The 17,138-nt window shown below is 73.3% G+C and carries 15 protein-coding genes and 1 pseudogene; 11 read left to right on the plus strand and 5 right to left on the minus strand.

Annotation, left to right across the window (positions count from 1 at the left end; all coding sequences use genetic code 11):
- Positions 1-133 precede the first annotated feature (133 nt).
- The 6 genes from AC5PYY_RS05175 to AC5PYY_RS05200 all read left to right on the plus strand — a co-directional run bounded on the left by AC5PYY_RS05175 (position 134) and on the right by AC5PYY_RS05200 (position 7,495).
- Positions 134-1,273 (plus strand): glycosyltransferase, encoded by a 1,140-nt coding sequence (locus AC5PYY_RS05175; protein ID WP_493898726.1) that lies wholly within the window; start codon positions 134-136, stop codon positions 1,271-1,273.
- Complete coding sequence (locus AC5PYY_RS05180) at positions 1,270-2,334, plus strand: glycosyltransferase (protein WP_493898727.1); 1,065 nt, start codon at positions 1,270-1,272, stop codon at positions 2,332-2,334. The genes AC5PYY_RS05175 and AC5PYY_RS05180 overlap by 4 nt, the downstream gene beginning before the upstream one ends.
- Positions 2,319-3,185 (plus strand): glycosyltransferase family 2 protein, encoded by an 867-nt coding sequence (locus tag AC5PYY_RS05185; RefSeq protein ID WP_493898728.1) that lies wholly within the window; start codon positions 2,319-2,321, stop codon positions 3,183-3,185. The genes AC5PYY_RS05180 and AC5PYY_RS05185 overlap by 16 nt, the downstream gene beginning before the upstream one ends.
- Entirely contained in the window at positions 3,182-4,192 is a 1,011-nt protein-coding gene (locus tag AC5PYY_RS05190) for a glycosyltransferase family protein (RefSeq protein ID WP_493898729.1), read from the plus strand. The genes AC5PYY_RS05185 and AC5PYY_RS05190 overlap by 4 nt, the downstream gene beginning before the upstream one ends.
- 109 nt (positions 4,193-4,301) lie before the next feature.
- Entirely contained in the window at positions 4,302-5,222 is a 921-nt protein-coding gene (locus tag AC5PYY_RS05195) for a WcbI family polysaccharide biosynthesis putative acetyltransferase (protein WP_493898730.1), read from the plus strand.
- Positions 5,219-7,495 (plus strand): glycosyltransferase, encoded by a 2,277-nt coding sequence (locus tag AC5PYY_RS05200; protein ID WP_493898731.1) that lies wholly within the window; start codon positions 5,219-5,221, stop codon positions 7,493-7,495. Before AC5PYY_RS05195 ends, AC5PYY_RS05200 begins: the two co-directional genes overlap by 4 nt.
- Before the next feature lie 31 nt (positions 7,496-7,526).
- On the opposite strand, the gene AC5PYY_RS05205 is transcribed toward AC5PYY_RS05200, so the two are convergent.
- Both AC5PYY_RS05205 and AC5PYY_RS05210 read right to left on the minus strand, forming a co-directional pair.
- Positions 7,527-8,090, minus strand: coding sequence for a hypothetical protein (locus AC5PYY_RS05205; protein WP_493898732.1), 564 nt, complete (start codon positions 8,088-8,090; stop codon positions 7,527-7,529).
- A 745-nt stretch (positions 8,091-8,835) separates the two neighbouring features.
- A complete protein-coding gene (locus AC5PYY_RS05210) occupies positions 8,836-10,068 on the minus strand; it encodes a helix-turn-helix transcriptional regulator (protein WP_493898733.1) in 1,233 nt (410 codons plus the stop codon).
- 201 nt (positions 10,069-10,269) lie between these two features.
- Here AC5PYY_RS05210 and AC5PYY_RS05215 point away from each other — a divergent pair.
- The 5 genes and pseudogenes from AC5PYY_RS05215 (at position 10,270) to AC5PYY_RS05235 (ending at position 13,767) form a co-directional block, all read left to right on the plus strand.
- A pseudogene (locus AC5PYY_RS05215) lies at positions 10,270-11,043 on the plus strand (MFS transporter).
- 1 nt (position 11,044) lies between these two features.
- Positions 11,045-11,641 (plus strand): MFS transporter, encoded by a 597-nt coding sequence (locus AC5PYY_RS05220; RefSeq protein ID WP_493898734.1) that lies wholly within the window; start codon positions 11,045-11,047, stop codon positions 11,639-11,641.
- Positions 11,642-11,672: 31 nt separating this feature from the next.
- Positions 11,673-11,906, plus strand: a complete 234-nt coding sequence (locus AC5PYY_RS05225; protein ID WP_493898735.1) for an antitoxin VapB family protein — start codon at positions 11,673-11,675, stop codon at positions 11,904-11,906.
- Entirely contained in the window at positions 11,903-12,307 is a 405-nt protein-coding gene (locus tag AC5PYY_RS05230) for a type II toxin-antitoxin system VapC family toxin (RefSeq protein WP_493898736.1), read from the plus strand. Before AC5PYY_RS05225 ends, AC5PYY_RS05230 begins: the two co-directional genes overlap by 4 nt.
- A gap of 1,109 nt (positions 12,308-13,416) precedes the next feature.
- Positions 13,417-13,767 carry a hypothetical protein gene (locus AC5PYY_RS05235; RefSeq protein ID WP_493898737.1) on the plus strand — a complete coding sequence of 117 codons (351 nt, stop codon included), beginning with the start codon at positions 13,417-13,419 and terminating at the stop codon, positions 13,765-13,767.
- On the opposite strand, the gene AC5PYY_RS05240 is transcribed toward AC5PYY_RS05235, so the two are convergent.
- From AC5PYY_RS05240 to AC5PYY_RS05250, 3 genes are all read right to left on the minus strand, one after another.
- Entirely contained in the window at positions 13,750-15,198 is a 1,449-nt protein-coding gene (locus AC5PYY_RS05240) for an amidase (RefSeq protein ID WP_493898738.1), read from the minus strand. The two genes, AC5PYY_RS05235 and AC5PYY_RS05240, sit on opposite strands and share 18 nt — an antisense overlap.
- Before the next feature lie 154 nt (positions 15,199-15,352).
- Positions 15,353-16,255: an Fpg/Nei family DNA glycosylase gene (locus tag AC5PYY_RS05245; protein WP_493898739.1), complete on the minus strand. Its 903-nt coding sequence runs from the start codon at positions 16,253-16,255 to the stop codon at positions 15,353-15,355.
- A 69-nt stretch (positions 16,256-16,324) separates the two neighbouring features.
- Positions 16,325-17,128 (minus strand): 3-oxoacyl-ACP reductase, encoded by an 804-nt coding sequence (locus AC5PYY_RS05250; protein WP_493898740.1) that lies wholly within the window; start codon positions 17,126-17,128, stop codon positions 16,325-16,327.
- Positions 17,129-17,138 lie beyond the last annotated feature (10 nt).

Here is a 17,138-nt window from a genome sequence, read left to right on the forward strand (position 1 = left end):
GCCCCACCCTCCCTCTCGTCCGGATCGAGCACCGCGGCTCGGTCGACCGTCACCTGGCGCGTCGACCCCTTGAGGCGACCCCGGTGATTTTCCTCGCGCTCCCGCGCGCCCCCTCGTAGTCAGGAGACCCTGCGTGCACGTCGTCCTCGTGGGCCACACCCGATACCCGATTGCCCAGCCCTTCGCCGGTGGACTGGAGTCGATGACCTGGCACCTGGCGCGTGGCCTGGTGGCCCGCGGCCACCGTGTCTCGCTCTTCGCGCGCCGCGACAGCAACCCGCTCCCGGGCGTCGAATACCTCTGGCCCGACGAGCTCGCCCTCTCCGACGCCGCCCGCCGCGACGTCTCGATGCCCGAGGAGGGGTGGCTGCAGCGCCACCACGCCTACCTGCAACTCATGCTGCAGCTCGCCCAGCGGCGCGACGTCGACCTGGTGCACGTGCACGCCCTGCACCACCTGCCGGTCGCCATGGCCCCCACCCTCGACGTGCCGACCGTCCTCACGCTGCACACCCCGCCCACCCCGTGGCTCGAGTCGGCGCTGAGCGTCGCCGCCGCGTCCTCCCGGCACGACCGGCTGCACGTGACCGCGGTCAGCGCGTGGACCGCTCGGGCCTGGCGGCACGCGGTGGAGGCCCGGGTGGTGCGCAACGGGGTCGACATCGACCGGTGGCGGCCCGGCCCCGGTGGCCCCGGGCTGGTCTGGTCGGGCCGCATCGTGCCGGAGAAGGCACCTCATCTCGCGGCGCGCATCGCCCGGGCGACCGGGATGCCGTTGGTCATCGCCGGTCCGGTCAGTGACGAGCGGTATGCCCGGGAGCAGCTCTGGCCGCTCTGCGGCGCCGGGACCGGGGTGACCTACGCCGGTCACCTGGGCGCCGACGACCTGGCCCACCTCCTGGGCCGCAGCGCGGCCGCCCTGGTCACCCCCGCGTGGGACGAGCCCTTCGGGTTGGTCGCCGCCGAGGCGCTGGCCTGCGGCACCCCGGTGCTCGGCCTGGCCCGCGGCGGGCTCCCCGAGGTCGTGGGCGCGTCGGCCGGCCTGGTGCCGGTCACCGGCGAGGAGGACGAGGAGCAGATCGTCGCGGCGGCCGCCGCCCTGCTGCCGCAGGTGCTGCGGCTGCCCCGGTGGGCCGCACGCGCCCACGCCGAGACCCACCACTCCTTCGAGCGGATGGTCGACGACTACGTCGACGTCTACGACCACGTGCTCGCCGGCCGTCCCACGCATCCGCTCGGCCCGGCGATGACCGGGGCCGCGGCGGCCTCGTGATCGGCTACTACCTGCACCACCAGGGCCAGGGCCACCGGCGTCGCGGCAGGGCGATCGCCCGGGAGCTCGGCGTGCCCGTGACCGGGCTCGGCTCCGGCGGCCCGCCCGAGGGCTGGCCCGGAGACTGGGTCGAGCTGGACCGCGACGACGAGCCGGCGGTCGACCCGGAGCGCGCCGAGGTCGGCGCCGGCGGCGTCCTGCACTGGGTGCCCCTGCACCATCCCGGCCTGGCCCGGCGGCACCACCAGGTTGCCCGCTGGCTCGCCGAGGCGCGGCCCAGCCTGGTCGTCGTCGACGTGTCGGTGGAGATCGCGCTGCTGGTGCGCCTGTGCGGGGTGCCCGTGGTCGTCGGGGGTATGCCGGGGGACCGGACCGACGCCCCGCACCGGATCGGCTACGACGTGGCCAGCGCGGTGCTGGCACCGTGGCCGGCCGGGGCCCACGACGCGGGTGGCTCCGGCCGCGCTGCTGCCCAGACCCCGCCGTGCCCGGTCTGGGAGGTCGGCGGCATCAGTGCGCTCGCCGGTCCGGTCGTCGCCGAGCCGCAGGTCGCCCACGACCACGACCACGACCGCGACCGCGACGAGGGCCGGCCTACGGTGCTCGTCGTGTGGGGCTCGGGCGGCGGCGCCCCCGACCCGCGGGCGGTCGACGCAGCGCGGGAGAGCACGGGGTGGGACTGGACGGTGCGCGGCGGGGCCGAGCCCGCGGCCGGCGACCTGCTGGCCGAGATGCGGGCCGCCGACGTCGTCGTCTGCCACGCCGGGCAGGGTGCCGTCGCCGACGTCGCCGTCGCGCGGCGGCCGGCGGTGGTGCTGCCCCAGCCCCGGCCGTACGGCGAGCAGGAGGCCACCGCCGGCGCGCTGGAGCGGATGCGGCTCGCGGTGACCGCCCCGGGCTGGCCCGAGGCCACCGCCTGGCCCGGCCTGCTGGATCAGGCGCTGGCCCTGGGCGGGCAGCGCTGGGTCGAGTGGGGCACCGACCACGGCGCCGCCGAGGCGGCCCGGCGGCTGCGCGAGGCGGCCACCGAGATCGAGGAGCGGCGATGCTGGCCGTCCTGACCCTGGCGCACGGGCGCCACGACCACCTCCGCGGGCAGATCCACGGGCTGGCCGCCGGCACCCGCCGACCCGATCTGCACGTCGTGGTCGCGATGGACGACCCCGCCGTGGAAATTATCGCCCGTGAGGCCTGGGCCGCCGCCGCGCCGGGCGAGAAGCCGCCGCTCACCCTCGCCCACCTCGAGCACGACCCTGGTGGCCTTCCCCTGGCCCGGGCCCGCAACCTGGCCGCCGGCGTCGCGACCGACGCCGGCGCCGAGTACCTGGTCTTCCTCGACGTCGACTGCATCCCCGGCGTCACTGCGATCTCCGGTTATGACGAGCAGCTGCGGGCGATGCCCGCGCCGGGCTCGCCGGCGCTCTTCTGCGGTGACGTCGCCTACCTGCCGCCCCTCCCGACCGGGCAGACCGACTGGACCGGCAGCCTCGACCGCCTCGCCGAGTTCGGGGAGCACCGGCCCGACCGGGTACGGCTCGAGCCGGGTGGGCGCCAGCCCGAGCCCGACCTCACCCGCTTCTGGTCGCTCAGCTTCGCGCTCAGCAGCGCCGACTTCGCCGCGACCGGGGGCTTCTGCCCCGACTACGTCGGCTACGGCGGCGAGGACACCGACTTCGCGATCCTCGCCGGGGCGCGCGGGGGGAGCCTGACCTGGGTGGGCGGCGCGACGGTCTACCACCAGCACCACGCCTCCACCTCGCCGCCGGTGCAGCACCTCGAGGCGGTGGTGCGCAACGCGGGCGTCTTCGAGCAGCGATGGGGCTGGTGGCCGATGCTGGGCTGGTTGGAGCAGTTCCGCGAGCGCGGCCTGGCCGAGCGCGACGAGGCCGGCCGCTGGCAGGTGAGCCGATGAGCATCCGGGTGAGGCACGTGCCGGCCGGGCACCCCTACGTGGAGGCGCTCCTGCCGGCGTCGCCCGACGCGTCGGGCGCGGCGCCGGCCGTCGTGCACCCCCCCGACCCGCCCGTGCCGGGTGCACCGCCGGGTCAGTGGTGGCCGCACCCGGCCCTGGAGCCGGCCTGGGTGCGGGAGCACGCGGGGGAGCAGGACGTCGTGCACGTCCACTTCGGCATGGAGGGTCGCACGCTGGGCCAGCTGCGGGAGTGGCGGCAGACGCTGCGGGAGGTCGGGCTGCCGCTGGTGCACACGGTGCACGACATCGACCACCCCCAGCTGCACGACCAGACCCGCCACCGGGCGCACCTCGGGCTGCTCGCCGAGGAGGCCGACGGCCTGCTGACCCTCACCGAGGGTGCGGCCGACGCGGTCGAGCGGGCCCACGGACGCCGGCCCCTCGTCATACCCCACCCGCACGTGGTGCCGCTCGACCTGGTCGGCCGCGAGCGACCGGCGGCCGACGGGCGGCTGCGGGTGGGCCTGCACCTGAAGTCGGTGCGCCCCAACCTGGCGCCCGTGCGGGTGCTCCCCGCGCTCGCCGAGGCGGTGCGGCAGGCCGACGCGGCGCTGCCCGGTGGGGCGGTGCTGCAGGTGCGGGTGCACCCGGAGGTGACCCGGGGCCCGGACCCGAGAGGTGGCCCGGCCCTGACCGCGCTGCTCGCCCACCTCGAGGCGCACGGTGCCCCCGAGGTCGAGGTGGTGACCGGCCCGCGGCTGAGTGATGCAGAGCTGTGGGACCACCTGGGTGGGCTGGACGTGTCGGTGCTGCCCTATGCCTGGGGCACCCACTCGGGCTGGCTCGAGGCGTGCCGCGACCTGGGCACCTGGGTGCTCGCCCCCGACGTCGGGCACCTGCGGGAGCAGGGCGGGGTGCTGACCTGGGGCGACCCGCGGCGGGCCCCTCGGCCGGCGCGATTGGTCGAGCTGCTGCAGCAGGCCGCGGCCGGCCCCCGCCCCGGGTGACCAGGCAGGATCGGGAGCGGCAGCGGTCTGTCGGTGCGGTGAGGCATGCTGTGGTCTATGCCGCGGTGCTGGATGGGCGTCGCGTGGACGCCAGGACGGAGGATCTGGGATGAGTGACGACGAGGGGCGCCGGCGGCACTACGGCCTGTTCTACGGGCTCGAGCCGCTGCCCGAGGACGGCCGCCCGGTGCTGGCGGTCTACGGCAACTGCCAGGCCGAGGCGCTGCGGGTGGTGCTGGAGACCTCCGGAGCCGTCGCCGGCGTCCGGATGCCGCCGGTGCACGAGCTCGAGCCCGACGACCTGCCGCACCTGCACCGGCTGCTCGACCGGGTCGACCTGCTGGTCGTGCAGATGATCGGCGACGACTACCGCGGTATGCCGCTCGGCACCGCCCAGGTCTGCGCCCGGCTGGCGGACGAGGCGAAGGTCGCCCGGGTGGGCAACTACTTCTTCGAGGTGCTCTATCCGTGGCAGGTGCTGGTCCGGCACGAGGACGACGGCGTCGAGGACCCGCCCATGCTTCCCTACCACGACGTGCGCAGGCTGGGCGAGGCTGCAGGCTGGACCGGGCCCTGGGAGCTGCCGGCGGAGGGTGTGCGGAAGGTGGCCGAGGCGTCGCTCGCCGAGCTGCGCCGGCGCGAGCGCAAGGACGACCTGCTGCCGGTCAGCGACCTCGCGGAGCAGGCCGGGGCGGCGGCCGGGTGGACCGTCGACCACCCGGGCAACGAGGTGCTGCTCGGCCTCGGGCGGCGGGTGCTGGAGCGCTTCGAGGTCGGTGACCCGGCGGCGGTGAGCGACCCGGGGAGGGTGCTGCTGTCGTCGGTGATCAGCCCGTTGCGGCCGGAGGTGCTGGACACCCTGGGCCTGGAGGGCGAGGAGCGCGCCGGCTGGCGGGTCGGTGGCGACGACGTGTCGGACGAGGAGGTGGGGGAGGCGCACCGCGAGTTCTACGCCGCCCACCCCCGGGTGGTCGAGGTGGGGGTGGAGAAGAAGGGCGAGCGGCTGCGGACCCTCGGCTGGTCGCCGTGACGCTGCTGCACGTCGTCGTCGGGCCGGAGCAGCACGGGGTGGTCCGGCACGGGCTGCTGGTGCACCCGGGGGAGGCCGAGCTGCTGTGGGTGCCGTCCTTCGCCGACCTCGACGGTGGGGTGCTGGCCGGCCGGGTCGTCGTGGTGCAGGTGACCGACCGGCTGCTGGCCGACCGGCCCGACGCCGCGCTCGCCGTGTGGCAGCGGGCGACGCGCATGGCGGCCAGGGTCACCGTGGTCCTGCACGACCTGCCCCAGGCCAGCGACGGCCGGTGGCGACGGGAGCGCAGCGAGCTCTATGCCGCGCTTGCCGCCGACGGTGACGGTGTCGTCGTCGCCAGCGGGCACGAGCGGCTGCTGCTGCGGGCGGCCGTGCGCCATGCTCGGGGCGAGACGGTCGCCGCGGCGGTGGACCGCCGGACCCACGTCATACCGCTGCCGGTGGTGGAGGCGGTGTCCCGGGCCGAGCTGGGGACGCGAGCTGAGGGGCAGTCGGGGCCGAGGACGGCCGACGTCGTCACGCTGGGCTACGTCTACCCCGGCAAGGGCCTGGAGCAGGTGATCGACGCCACCGCCGCCGCTGTCGCCGATCTGCCCGAGGGTGGGCCGACGGTGCAGGTGCGCAACCTGGGTCGGGCCTCACCGGGGCACGACGACCTGGTGGACGAGCTCGGCGCCCGGGCGCACGCGGCCGGCCTGTCGTGGAGCACGACCGGGTGGGTGCCTGACGACGAGCTGCCCGGACTCCTCGCCGCGGCCGCCGTGCCTGTCGCCGGTCATCAGCACGTGTCCGCCTCCGGGTCGATCGCGACCTGGCTCTCCGCGGGGCGTCGGCCGCTGGTCGTGCGCTCGCGCTACACCGAGGAGATGGCGGCCCGCCTGCCCGGCGCGCTGCACCTGGTCGAGCCGGGCTCGCTGGCGGGCGCTGTGGCGCAGGCGCTGCGAGATCCTGCGGGCACCTGGCTGGCGCCGGAGGTCGAGCTCGGTCCAGCGCCGCAGGAGGCCGGCCGCCGGCTCGGTGAGGTCGCCGACCGGCCCGCGGTGTCGGTCGTCATCCCCTACTACCGCGACCAGCCGATGCTCGCCCTGATCCTGGCGCGGCTGGAGGCCCAGCGAGGCGTCGAGGGCGGGCTCGAGGTCGTGGTGGCCGACGACGGCTCGCCGGAGCCCCCAGTGGTGGGAGAGCGCTCGGTCCCGGTCACGTTGGTGCGCCAGCGCGACGACGGCTTCCGGCTGGCGGCGGCCCGCAACCTCGGCGCCGCCCACGCGTGCGGGCGGGTGCTGGTCTTCCTCGACGGCGACACCGCGCCCGAGGACGACTACGTCGCGACCCTGCAGGCCGCCTGCCTGGCCGAGCCGACCCTGGCCGTCGGGCGACGGCGGCACGCCGACCTCAGCGGCAGTGGCCGACCGGTCGACGTGCCGTGGCCGCCGGTCGAGCTGCACCCGGAGCCGGCGTGGCTGCGGCAGGCCCTCGCCGCCAGCGACGAGCTCCGCGGCGCCGACGACGGGTCGTTCCGGTTCCTCATCGGGGCGGTCACCGCGGTCTCGCGCACCGTGGTCGAGGCCGTGGGTGGCTACGACGCCACGCTCACCGGCTACGGCGGGGAGGACTGGGACCTCGCCTGGCGCGCCTGGCTGGCCGGTGCCCGGCTGCGGCACGAGCCGACGGCGGTGGCCTGGCACGACGGGCCCGACCTGGTCGGCCGGGAGGAGGCCGGCGCGAGCGACCGGGCGCGGCTGGCGGAGGTCAAGAACTCCGAGACCGCCCGCCTGGCCGAGCGTCTGCCCCACCCGCTCGTCCGCGGCCGGGGCCTGTGGCACGAGCAGCCCGACGTCGTCGCCGTGCTCCCGCGCGACTCGGTGTCGTGGGCGCCCGGGCAGGTGCAGGTGGTGCTCGAGTCGCTGCTGCGGCTGGGGGACGTCGGGGTATGGGTGCCGTCCGGGCTCTCGGTCTCTGCGGACCCTCGCGTGCACCCGGGCCATCCTCCCGCGCGGGTGCTGGCCCGGGCCCGGGCGTCGTTGTGGCTCACCCGACCCGAGGCGGTCGCCCGCCTGCCGTGGGAGCCGCACCCGCACGACGTAGGCGGGGCCGAGCGCGAGCTGGTGCCCGAGGGGGTGTCGGCGAGCGGGGTGCGGGTCTGCCTGACCCGGGTGGAGGCGCAGGCGCGCCTGCTCGGGGGGTCGAGGGAGGCGGCATACCTCCCGGCGGAGTGGGTGCAGCCATTGGCCCCGGACACGGTGGTGGAGTGGTGGCTACAGAGCAACCCCTGACCCGGTCGGCGCTTCGGTGCCGCGGCGGCGCTCAGCAGTCGCGCTGCAGCTGTGCCTTGACCCAGCCGCCGGTCTGATAGATCGCGGCCTGGACCCAGCTGCGGGTCGACAGTTCCCGGGGGTAGTCCCAGACGAGCACCTCGGCGTCGACGCAACGCTCCATCAGCAGGCGGGCGCGGGCGGCGTGCGGGGTGCTGGTGAGGACGGCAACGCGGTCCCAGCCGCGGTCCTGCACCTCGCGGGCCAGCAGGCTGGCCTCGCCCTGGGTGGTGTAGGGGTCGGGGACGAGGCACTCGACGGTGTAGGTGTCGGTGAGGAGGCCGCAGTGCTCGGTGGCGTAGGCCTCGCCGGTCGCCTGGTTGACGGAGGTGGTGGCGAGCAGGAGCGGTGCGACCCCGGAGTCCATGACCGCGAGCGCCTCGTCGATCCGGGTCTCGACCGGGCCGAGCACGTAGACCGCGTCGACTTCGGACCGTGCGTCGATCGTGGGGTGCGCGACGAAGCGCCAGGCGAGGGTGCTGCATACCGTGAGGGCGGTGGCCGCGAGAAGCGCCGTCGCGACGACGGCTCCCCGGGCGGTGATGCGGACTCCCACGGGCTCCAGTGTGTCAGCGCCGACGCGGCGCTTCGCGCGCCTGCCGCTGTGTGGGGCATGTCACCCCCGCCAGATTTGGTCGGCGCGGAAAGCGTTGCTAGCGTCGAATGTCTAGGGGGCACGAGCCGGGGAAATCGGCGGGGCCCACACGACGATCAAGGTATGGGGTACACGGCCCAGGGGATGGGCCATCACCACACAGGGGCAATGGCGCGCGCTCGCAGGGAGCGGCGCCCGATCCACGACGGATCCACACATCTATCGCCAGGACCATCCTGGCTCTGCGATGCGCGCTGGGCAGGGACTTGGCGTGCCGAAGGGGAATCACCATGACACCAGCGCGTCTGGCATCGGCGAATCAAGCGGAAGCGGCTCGAGCCTATGCGGGGGTGGGGCCGCTGAGCGGCGGCAGCACCCTCACCCCTCCCGACGAGGTCGTGACGATGCAACGCAGCGTGATCCTCCGCCGGGCGCCCGAGGACGTCTTCCGGTTCCGCCTGCAACGGGACTCCTTCCCCGCGATCATGCCCGACCCGATCCGTGTGCTGTGGACGTCCACCGAGCACGGCGAGCTGGGCGGCACGTATGACTTCCGCTGGTCCTTCAAGGGTGTGATCCCCATCCGTTGGACCGCCTTCATCGACTCCTGGGACGAGGGTCGTGAGTTCAGTGACATGCAGATCCGCGGGATGTTCCGCTGGTTCCACCACACCCACACGTGCGCGCCTCGCGAGGACGGCTGCCGCTACACCGACACCGTGAGGTTCCGGTCGCGGTGGGGCCTGACGGTGGACCGCAAGGTGCTGCTGCCGCAGATGCGGTCGATGTTCGGGCAACGCCACGACCGCATGGAGCGGATGCTGAGAGTCATGCCGTGACCGTCAGTGAAGGCACCCTCGACGCTGTTGAGGCTGCCGTCGTGGAACGTCGCGCGGAGGGGCAGGTCGTTGACGGGCTTGCCGCCACAAAGTGCCCCGTCGGCCGCTCGCCCGGCGCTGGTGCTCAGTCGACCTCGGATCGTCGCGAAGGCGTCGCGCAACTCCTGCGGCTCGACGTCGGCGAGCGCGGTGTCGAAGGTGAGGAAGAGCCCGGCGACGCCGGCCCACGACCAGGCACCGATCGCCATACTGGATCGATCCGGGCCGAGCGGGGTGACGACCCACCCGCCGGGCGCCCAGCGGGCGACGACGTCGGCGGGCAGCGGGAGCGTCGCTGACCCGACGCAGGGCCACTGGTCGGAGGTGTCTCCGCGGTCGGGGTTCTGCACCACGAGCCGGGAGACGTCGTCGTCGGTGAGTGGCTGCGGGGCGAAGGTGTCGCCGAGGTGCGACTTCGGTCGGACGCGGTCGACGCGATAGGTGGCCCAGCTGCGATCCGGGCGATCGCGGGCGAGGAGATACCACCGGCCGGCCCACACGACGAGCCGGTGCGGCTCGGCCTCGCGTGGGGGCTCGAAGTCGGGCTCGCCCGGTGCCGCGACGCGTCCCTCCGGCCCCGCGTAGTCGAACCGGAGGACCCGGCACGTCCGCACGGCAGCGCCGACCGCGCGCAGGGTCGCGACGTCGACCGGTGGCGCGGCGAACTCCCAGTAGTTGCGCAGGCTGGTCACCTCGAAGGCCTCGCTCGCGGCGCGCAGCCGCGCCGGCATCACCTGGCGCACGGTGGTGAGCGCGCGCCGCACGGCGTCGTCGATCCCGGTGACCGTGGCCGGGGCGGTCTGCAGGGCGAGCGCGATGGCGACGGCCTGGTCGTCGTCCAGCACCAGCGGCGGCAGCTTGCCGCCCGCGCCGAGCCGATAGCCGCCGCCCGGCCCCTTGATCGGCTCGACCGGATAGCCGAGCTCCCGGAGGGTGTCGACGTCGCGCCGCAGCGTCCGTGCTGACACCCCGAGTCGGTCGGCGAGCTCGGGCCCGGCCCACTCCACGCGCGCCTCGAGCAGGGACAGCAGGCGCAGGATCCGTGCGGACGTCTCGGCCATGACTCCGAGGATGCCAGGAGAAGCGGCCATTCCGTGGCCGCTACCCCTGACAGCGTGCGGTTCATGAGATCGACACCAGAGACCCCGACCCGCTCCGACGACCCCACCGGCACGCCTGCCGACGACGCCTCGACCGACCCACCTCAGGTGACCGGACGCGCTGCCGTCCTCGCCCTCGTCGTCGTCCTGTCCGCCGTCTTCATGGACCTGCTCGACGTCACGATCGTCACCATCGCGGCGCCCGACATCGCCGCCCACCTAGGAGCGAGCCAGGCGCAGCTGCAGTGGATGCTCGCGGCATACACCCTCGCCCTCGGCTCCGGCCTCATCACCGGCGGTCGCGTCGGCGACGCCTATGGGCGGCGCCGGACCTTCCTCACCTCGCTGGCGCTCTTCGGCCTCGCCTCCGCGGCGTGCGCGCTCGCGCCCACCGCCGGAGCCCTGATCGCGCTGCGCGCACTGCAGTGACTCGCCGCCGGCTTCATGGTGCCGCAGGTCTTCGGGATCATCCGCTCCTCCTTCGCCCCGGCCGACCTGGCCAAGGCGTTCGGGGCGTTCGGCGCGGTCCAAGGTATGGCGTCGGTCGCCGGACCGCTGCTCGGCGGCGCGCTCGTGGATGGAGACCTGTGGGGCACCGGATGGCGGATGATCTTCTGGATCAACATCCCGGTGGCGGTGGTCGCGCTGGTGGTCGGCGCGCGGGTCCTGCCGGAGTCGGCGGAGCCGCGGCGAGCGCGGCTCGACGTGCTGGGAGCGGTCCTGGCGGCGGCGGGGGTGCTGCTCGTGCTGCTGCCGCTGGTGCAGGGTCGCGACTGGGGGTGGCCGTGGTGGGGCTGGGCCGTGCACGCGGCCGGCCTGGTCGTCCTCGTGGGCTTCGTCGCCTACGAGCGCGCCGTCTCGCGGCGCGGCGGGGAGCCGGTCCTGGACCCGGCGCTGCTGTCGGTGCGGCCGTTCGTGGCCGGGCTCGTCGCCTAGGGTGTTCTTCTTCGGCGGCCTGGCGTCGTTCTTCCTCGTCCTGTCGATCTATCTGCAGACCGGGACCGGCCGCTCCGCCTGGGAGACGGGGCTGGTGATCCTGCCGCATGCCGTGGGCTCGCTGCTCACCTCCGGGGCGGGCGTGGCGCTCGCCGGGAAGGCCGGGCGAGCGCTGCTGGTGACCGGGTCGCTCACGCTGGCCGCGTCGCAGGCGCTGCTGTGGGTGCTGGTCAGCGACGGCGGCACCCCGGGCTACTGGGCGCTCGCCGGTGCGCTCTTCCTCGGGGGTCTCGGCCTCGGGCTGGCGGCTCCCATCCTGGTCAACGTGGTGCTCTCAGGTGTGCCAGGGCGCCAGGCCGGGTCAGCCGGAGGGGTGCTGTCGACCGTCAACCAGATCGGCGGTGCCGTGGGCGTCGCGGTCCTCGGCACGATCTTCTTCGCCGCCCTGGGTGACGCCGGGGTGGGGCAGGCGCAGGCCGGGGAGGCCTTCGGGCAGGCTCTGGCCCGGGTGATGCCGTGGCAGGTCGCGACCTATCTCCTGGCGGCGCTCGCGATGCTGGCGCTCCCGAGGGTGGCGGTGACCGAGGACGCGTCATGACGCCTGGCGCTGATCCGTGTACGCTAAGTGCATGGCTGTCAAGACAATCACCATCGATCTGGATGCCTATGAGCGCCTCAGCCGCCTCAAAGATGGCGACTCGTTCTCGCAGGTCATCAAGAAGTACCTCCCTGCAGCAGGGTCGACCGCGGGTGACTTGCTGGCGGCGCTGGACGACACGACTGTCAGTGAGGAGACCCTCGAGGCGGTCGAGGCCGTGGTCGAGGAACGGAAAGAGCACCCGGTGCGGGTCCCGCGCTGGTGATCCACCTCGACACGACCTTTCTGGTCGACGCCATCCGCGAGTCCCGGCGTGGGCGTGAGGGCCCGGCTCGCGCCTGGCTCGCGGAGCACCGGTCCGAGCAACTCGGCCTGAGCGTCTTCGTCCTGTCTGAGCTGCTCGTCGGTGCTGAGCTGCATGGCGATCCGGTCGAGGAGCGGCGCCGCGTGATGCGCGTCTGTGGGGATCTGCCGGTGGTGCTCCCCGATGCTCATCTCGCTGACACCTATGCCGCGGTGCACGCGACGCTGAGCCGTGCCGGCACCCCGGTGGCGACCATGGATCTGCTCATCGGCTGCACCGCGCTCAACGCCGGGGCGCCCCTGCTCACGGCGGATCAGGCACATTTTTCCCGCATGCCTGGTCTGCGGGTGCTCTCCTACTGACGCGGCCCGATCCGATCGAAGTTCCTGGAACAAGATGGCTCGTGAAGCCTCTATTGACGACCAGCGGGAACTGGGGACGTGCGGCTCCCGCTTCGAAGGGCTGCGGCGACGCGGGCGAGCAGGAGTGACCGGCGACGGCCCTCGGGCGGGTGAAGAGGAATGCCGCGACGCCGGGTCTGTCAGGGGTTCGAGGCAGTCTTGGCCGCCTCGGACGAACTGGGAGGGACGATGCAGAAACGAATGGCTAGCAGGGGTCTTCGCCGACGCATGCGGCGGCGCAACGTCGTCGAGCGGACCAGCGCCGCGCGAGTGGTTGAGCGTGACCCACAGAAGGCCTCGGCGGTGGACGCGGACTATGACGTGTCCAAAGTGCAGCAGACCGAACGTCGTCGGCAGGGAAAGCTCCTTGTTTCGACGGCATGGTTGGTGGTCGCAGGTCTACTCGGCTACGGGTTGATCTGGGTCATGACGGTGGTGTGGAACATCGGACTCGTAGCGGGGCAGATACAGATCCCCTTGAGTGCGCTGGAAGCAGCGAGGGATCTGGGAGCCACGTCCACTCAGGTCGCGGCGTGGAATCTCGGCATCCTCGGGGCTGTCGTCGCATTGGCCATCGCGTCAGCCACGTCTTCACCTCCGGAGGGGCATCGGGATCTGCCCGGTGAGCTGCGGTGGAGAGCCTGGTTGAACATGTTGTCTCTCACCTGCGCGTTTCTCACGGTTGCGGCTGTCGTCCTCGCGATCTCCCGGGTGGCCAGCCTGGGTCGTCCGTTAGATATGGTCGTGTGTGTCGTGCTGGCATGCGTCTGTGTCGGAATCTCCGTGACGCTGACCGATAGGACGAACTCGCGTTTGGAAGTTGCCTTGGTGATGGCGAGTGCGAGGAACCTAGAGCTGGCGCTCAAGCGTCTAGGCGAGCGTTTGCCCGCCAGTCGCGGGCCGCGAAGGATATGGAAGGCCGCCGCTGTGGCCGTCCTGACGCCTGCTCTGGCCTACTTGCTCGGTTACTCGATCTCGCGAGCCGTATGCGAACCGGCTCAGTGTCTGCACACCGGCTCTGTCGGCTTGGACCTCCGCTGGGGTATCTACCTCGGGCTGGTGCTGGGCTGGTGCTCCTCCTTCTCTCGGTGGTGGAGTGGGCGCTGCTTGGATTCGCTTGGGGACTCATCCTGACTGAGAACCGGGGCATCGGAGTTGCTTTGCTGTGGATTGCATGCCTTCTCGCTGGCTTCCCCTTCGCATTTTTCGCTCTAGACCAAGAGCTCGGAGCAGTGGCCCGGTGGGTCCTCGGCCTCGCCATGTTGGTGTGGTGGTCACTTGTGCTCCTGGCGGCGAGGGGCAGAGGGATGCTTTCTCTGCCGTGGGCCGCGCTCCTCGCTGTGGATCTGGAGGTAAGCCTCAAGGGATTGCAGGATGCAGCCCGACGTGGAGTGAAAGAGCTCTCACCCTCTTCGTCCTGAGGAGTCGCGGAATTGCTGCAGCCGGTGTAGGTGCGCCAGCGTCTCCCGGTCTGCGAACGGCCGCCCCACCACCTGCACCCCGATGGGGCGGCCGTCGGAGGTGCGTCCGGCGTCGACCGTGCCGGCCGGCTGGCCGGTGAGGTTCCACGGCAGCGTGAAGTTGATGTGGTGCAGGCCGCGGCCCTCGTCGGGGTAGGGCATCGGCTGCTCGGCGGCGAACGCGGCGCACGGGGCGACGGGCGAGAGCAGCAGGTCGGGGTCACTGGCGTCCTGCCAGGCGGCGCGGGTCCGGGCCTGCACCTGGGCGAACGCGTGATAGGCGTCCATGACCTGCATACCCGTCAGGTCGCGGGCGCGCCGCACCCACTCGGCGATGTAGGGGTGCACCCGCTGCTGCGCCTGCGGGTCGAGCCGCGAGAAGTCGGCCCAGCTCCGCGCCTGCCAGAAGCGGTCGACACCGTCGAGCAGGTCTTGGGTGAGCCAGGGCGCGATCCGCTCGACGCGTGCCCCCGCGGCGGCCAGCCGCTCGGCCTGCGCCTCGACGACGGCGACGATCTCGGGGTCCGGCTCCACGCCATACCCAGCCTCGGTCCACAGCGCGACCCGCAGCGTGGATGCGTCGACCTCGAGACTGGTCCAGTCGATCCGCTCGGCGGGCAGCGAGGTCCAGTCGACGGGGTCGGGGCCGGCGAGCACCGACATGAGCAGCGCACAGTCGCGGGCGGTGCGCGCCATCGGCCCGGCGACGCGGCCGAGGTATGGCGCGTGCAGCGGGATGCGCCCGGCGCTCGGCTTGAGCGTGGCGAGACCGAGCCAGGTGCCGGGGAGGCGGATCGAGCCGCCGATGTCGGTGCCGACGTGGAGGGGACCGTAGCCGGCCGCGGCCGCCGCGCCCGCGCCCGAGCTGGAGCCGCCGGTGGTCCAGGCGGGGTCCAGGGGGGAGCGGGTGAGGCCGTGCAGGCTCGAGACGCCGGAGGAGAGCATGCCCCAGTCGGGCATGACGGTGGAGCCGAGGATGATGAGGCCGGCTTCGCGGCAGCGGCGCGCGATGGGGGAGTCGACCTCGGGGGTCTCGGGGGTGACGCCCGCGCAGCCGAGCGGCATGGGTATGCCGGCGCGCGCGAGGTTCTCCTTCAGGGTGACCGTGACGCCGTCGAGCGGGCTGAGGGGGCGGCCCTGCTCCCAGCGGGCGGCGGATGCCTCGGCCTGCGCGCGCGTGCGCTCGACGTCGTCACGGACGTAGAGGGCGTTGAGCTGGGGCTCGCGGTCGTCGACGAGCCGCTGGATGTCGGTGACCACGTCGACCGGGGAGAGGGAGCCGTCGGCATAACGGACGCTCTGCTCGGCGGCGGCGTGCTGGGCGACCGTCGTGGAGGTGGTGGCCGAGCCGGCGTGCGCGGCCGGATCGGCGTCGTCGACATCACGGTGCACGGGGCCTCCTGGGGCGGGTCAGTGCGACACGTGGTCGCAGGGTCAGTATGCGTGTGTCGGGCGCTGGTGGTGACGACGTCGGCTTCGTGGCCTGCTCAACCGTGCCTTCGACGCCGCTCCCTCAGCCGGAGATCTCGCTTGCTCGCCGAGGCAGTCAGCCGTGCCGCACCTGGCAGCCCGGGCACCAGTAGGCGGTCTGCAGGCCCATCCGCTGCGAAACCACCTCGGCGCCGCAGCGAGGGCAGGGGCGGCCGCGGCGCAGATAGACGGCATACCGCTTGGGCCAGCGTGGCACCGGCTCGCCGCGCACGAGAAGGTGTCGGGCCGCGGCGAGCTGCTCCGGGTGGGTCACGATCCAGCCGGCACCGAGGCCGATGCTCATGAGGTCGATGGTGTCTTGCCACAGCGCCTCGAGGGCGTCAAGGGGCACAGAGCTGCCGGGGGAGTGCGGGTGGATGCGGGCCCGCCAGAGGAGCTCGGCGCGATAGACGTTGCCGATACCCGACACCACCGACTGGTCGAGCAGCAGCAGCCCGATCGCCCGCCGCGACCGGTGCAGACGCGCCACCGCGAGGTCTGGGTCGGCGTCGGCGCGCAACGGGTCGGGCCCCAGCTGGGTATGCAGCGCGCTCACCCCGGCGTCGTCGAGCAGCTCGCAGATCGTCGGCCGGGTGACCTCGAGCAGGAACGACCCGGTGAGGAAGCGCCAAGCCAGGTGTGCCGGCACGGGCGGATGCGTCCGGGGCAGACCGTCCTGGCCGAGAGCCCGCCGGTGCCGGCGCACCGAGACGCGGCCGTGCATACCGAGGTGGAAGTGGCCGGCTACCTGCGGCCCGTTGTCGGTGGGCCCAGACGTGTCCGGAGATGCCGCGGCGCCATGGGTCGGACCGAGGTGGACGAGCAGGTGCTTGCCGTGGGCCTCGGCGTCCCGGATGACCCATCCGTCCACCTGCGCCGGGTCGAAGGCGTCGGTCTGCTCCCCGGAGGAGCGACCCGGCTGTCCGACGAGCTGTCGCACCCGGCGAGCCATGCCGTGCACCGCGTGCCCTTCAGCCATGGGCTGACCCTACGAATTCGACCATGGGTCTTCGCGCCATGGCACAACCCATGGCCGACAAGGTGATGCTCAGGCGTCCAGGGGCGTGACGTAGGCCGAGCTGATGCCACCGTCGACGAGGAACTCGCTGGCGGTCATGAACGAGCTGTCGTCGCTGGCCAGGAAGGCCACCGCCGCCGCCATCTCCTCCGGCCGCCCGAAGCGGCCCATCGGCACGTGCACCAGGCGCCGTTGGGCCCGCTCCGGGTCAGAGGCGAAGAGCTCCTGGAGCAGCGGCGTGTCCACCGGCCCCGGGCACAGCGCGTTGACCCGGATGCCCCGCCGGGCGAACTGCACGCCCAGCTCCCGGGTCATCGACAACACGCCGCCCTTGGAGGCGGAGTAGGCGATCTGTGACGTCGCGGCCCCCATGACCGCGACGAAGGACGCGGTGTTGATGATCGAGCCGCGACCCTGCTCCAGCATGTGCGGCAGCGCCGCCTTGCAGCACAGGTAGACGCTGGTGAGGTTGACCTCCTGCACCCGCCGCCAGGCGTCCAGCCCGGTGGTGAGGATCGAGTCGTCCTCCGGCGGCGAGATGCCGGCGTTGTTGAAGGCGACGTCGACGCTTCCGTAGGTCTGCTTGGCCGTGGCGAAGAGCCGCTCCACCTGGTCGCGGTCGGTGACGTCGGTCTGGACGAAGAGACCGTCCAGCTCGGCAGCCAGCCCTGCGCCGGTCTCCTCGTCACAGATGTCGGCGAGCACCACGGTGGCGCCCTCTGCGGCGAGGCGTCGGGCGCTGGCCAGGCCGATCCCGCTCGCCGCGCCGGTGACGACGGCGACGCGACCGGCCAGTCGCTGGGTGAGGTCCACCGTGCTCGGGGTGCTGGTCATGGCTCGTTCC

This window comes from Serinicoccus sp. JS2-9 (assembly GCF_059025165.1).

Bases quoted from the DNA above. Each gene is read 5' to 3' on its own strand.
- AC5PYY_RS05185 (WP_493898728.1), top strand. From the start codon at position 2,319: ATGCTGGCCGTCCTGACCCTGGCGCACGGGCGCCACGACCACCTCCGC.
- AC5PYY_RS05190 (WP_493898729.1), top strand. From the start codon at position 3,182: ATGAGCATCCGGGTGAGGCACGTGCCGGCCGGGCACCCCTACGTGGAG.
- AC5PYY_RS05195 (WP_493898730.1), top strand. From the start codon at position 4,302: ATGAGTGACGACGAGGGGCGCCGGCGGCACTACGGCCTGTTCTACGGG.
- AC5PYY_RS05210 (WP_493898733.1), bottom strand. From the start codon at position 10,068: ATGGCCGAGACGTCCGCACGGATCCTGCGCCTGCTGTCCCTGCTCGAG.
- AC5PYY_RS05225 (WP_493898735.1), top strand. From the start codon at position 11,673: ATGGCTGTCAAGACAATCACCATCGATCTGGATGCCTATGAGCGCCTC.
- AC5PYY_RS05245 (WP_493898739.1), bottom strand. From the start codon at position 16,255: ATGGCTGAAGGGCACGCGGTGCACGGCATGGCTCGCCGGGTGCGACAG.
- AC5PYY_RS05250 (WP_493898740.1), bottom strand. From the start codon at position 17,128: ATGACCAGCACCCCGAGCACGGTGGACCTCACCCAGCGACTGGCCGGT.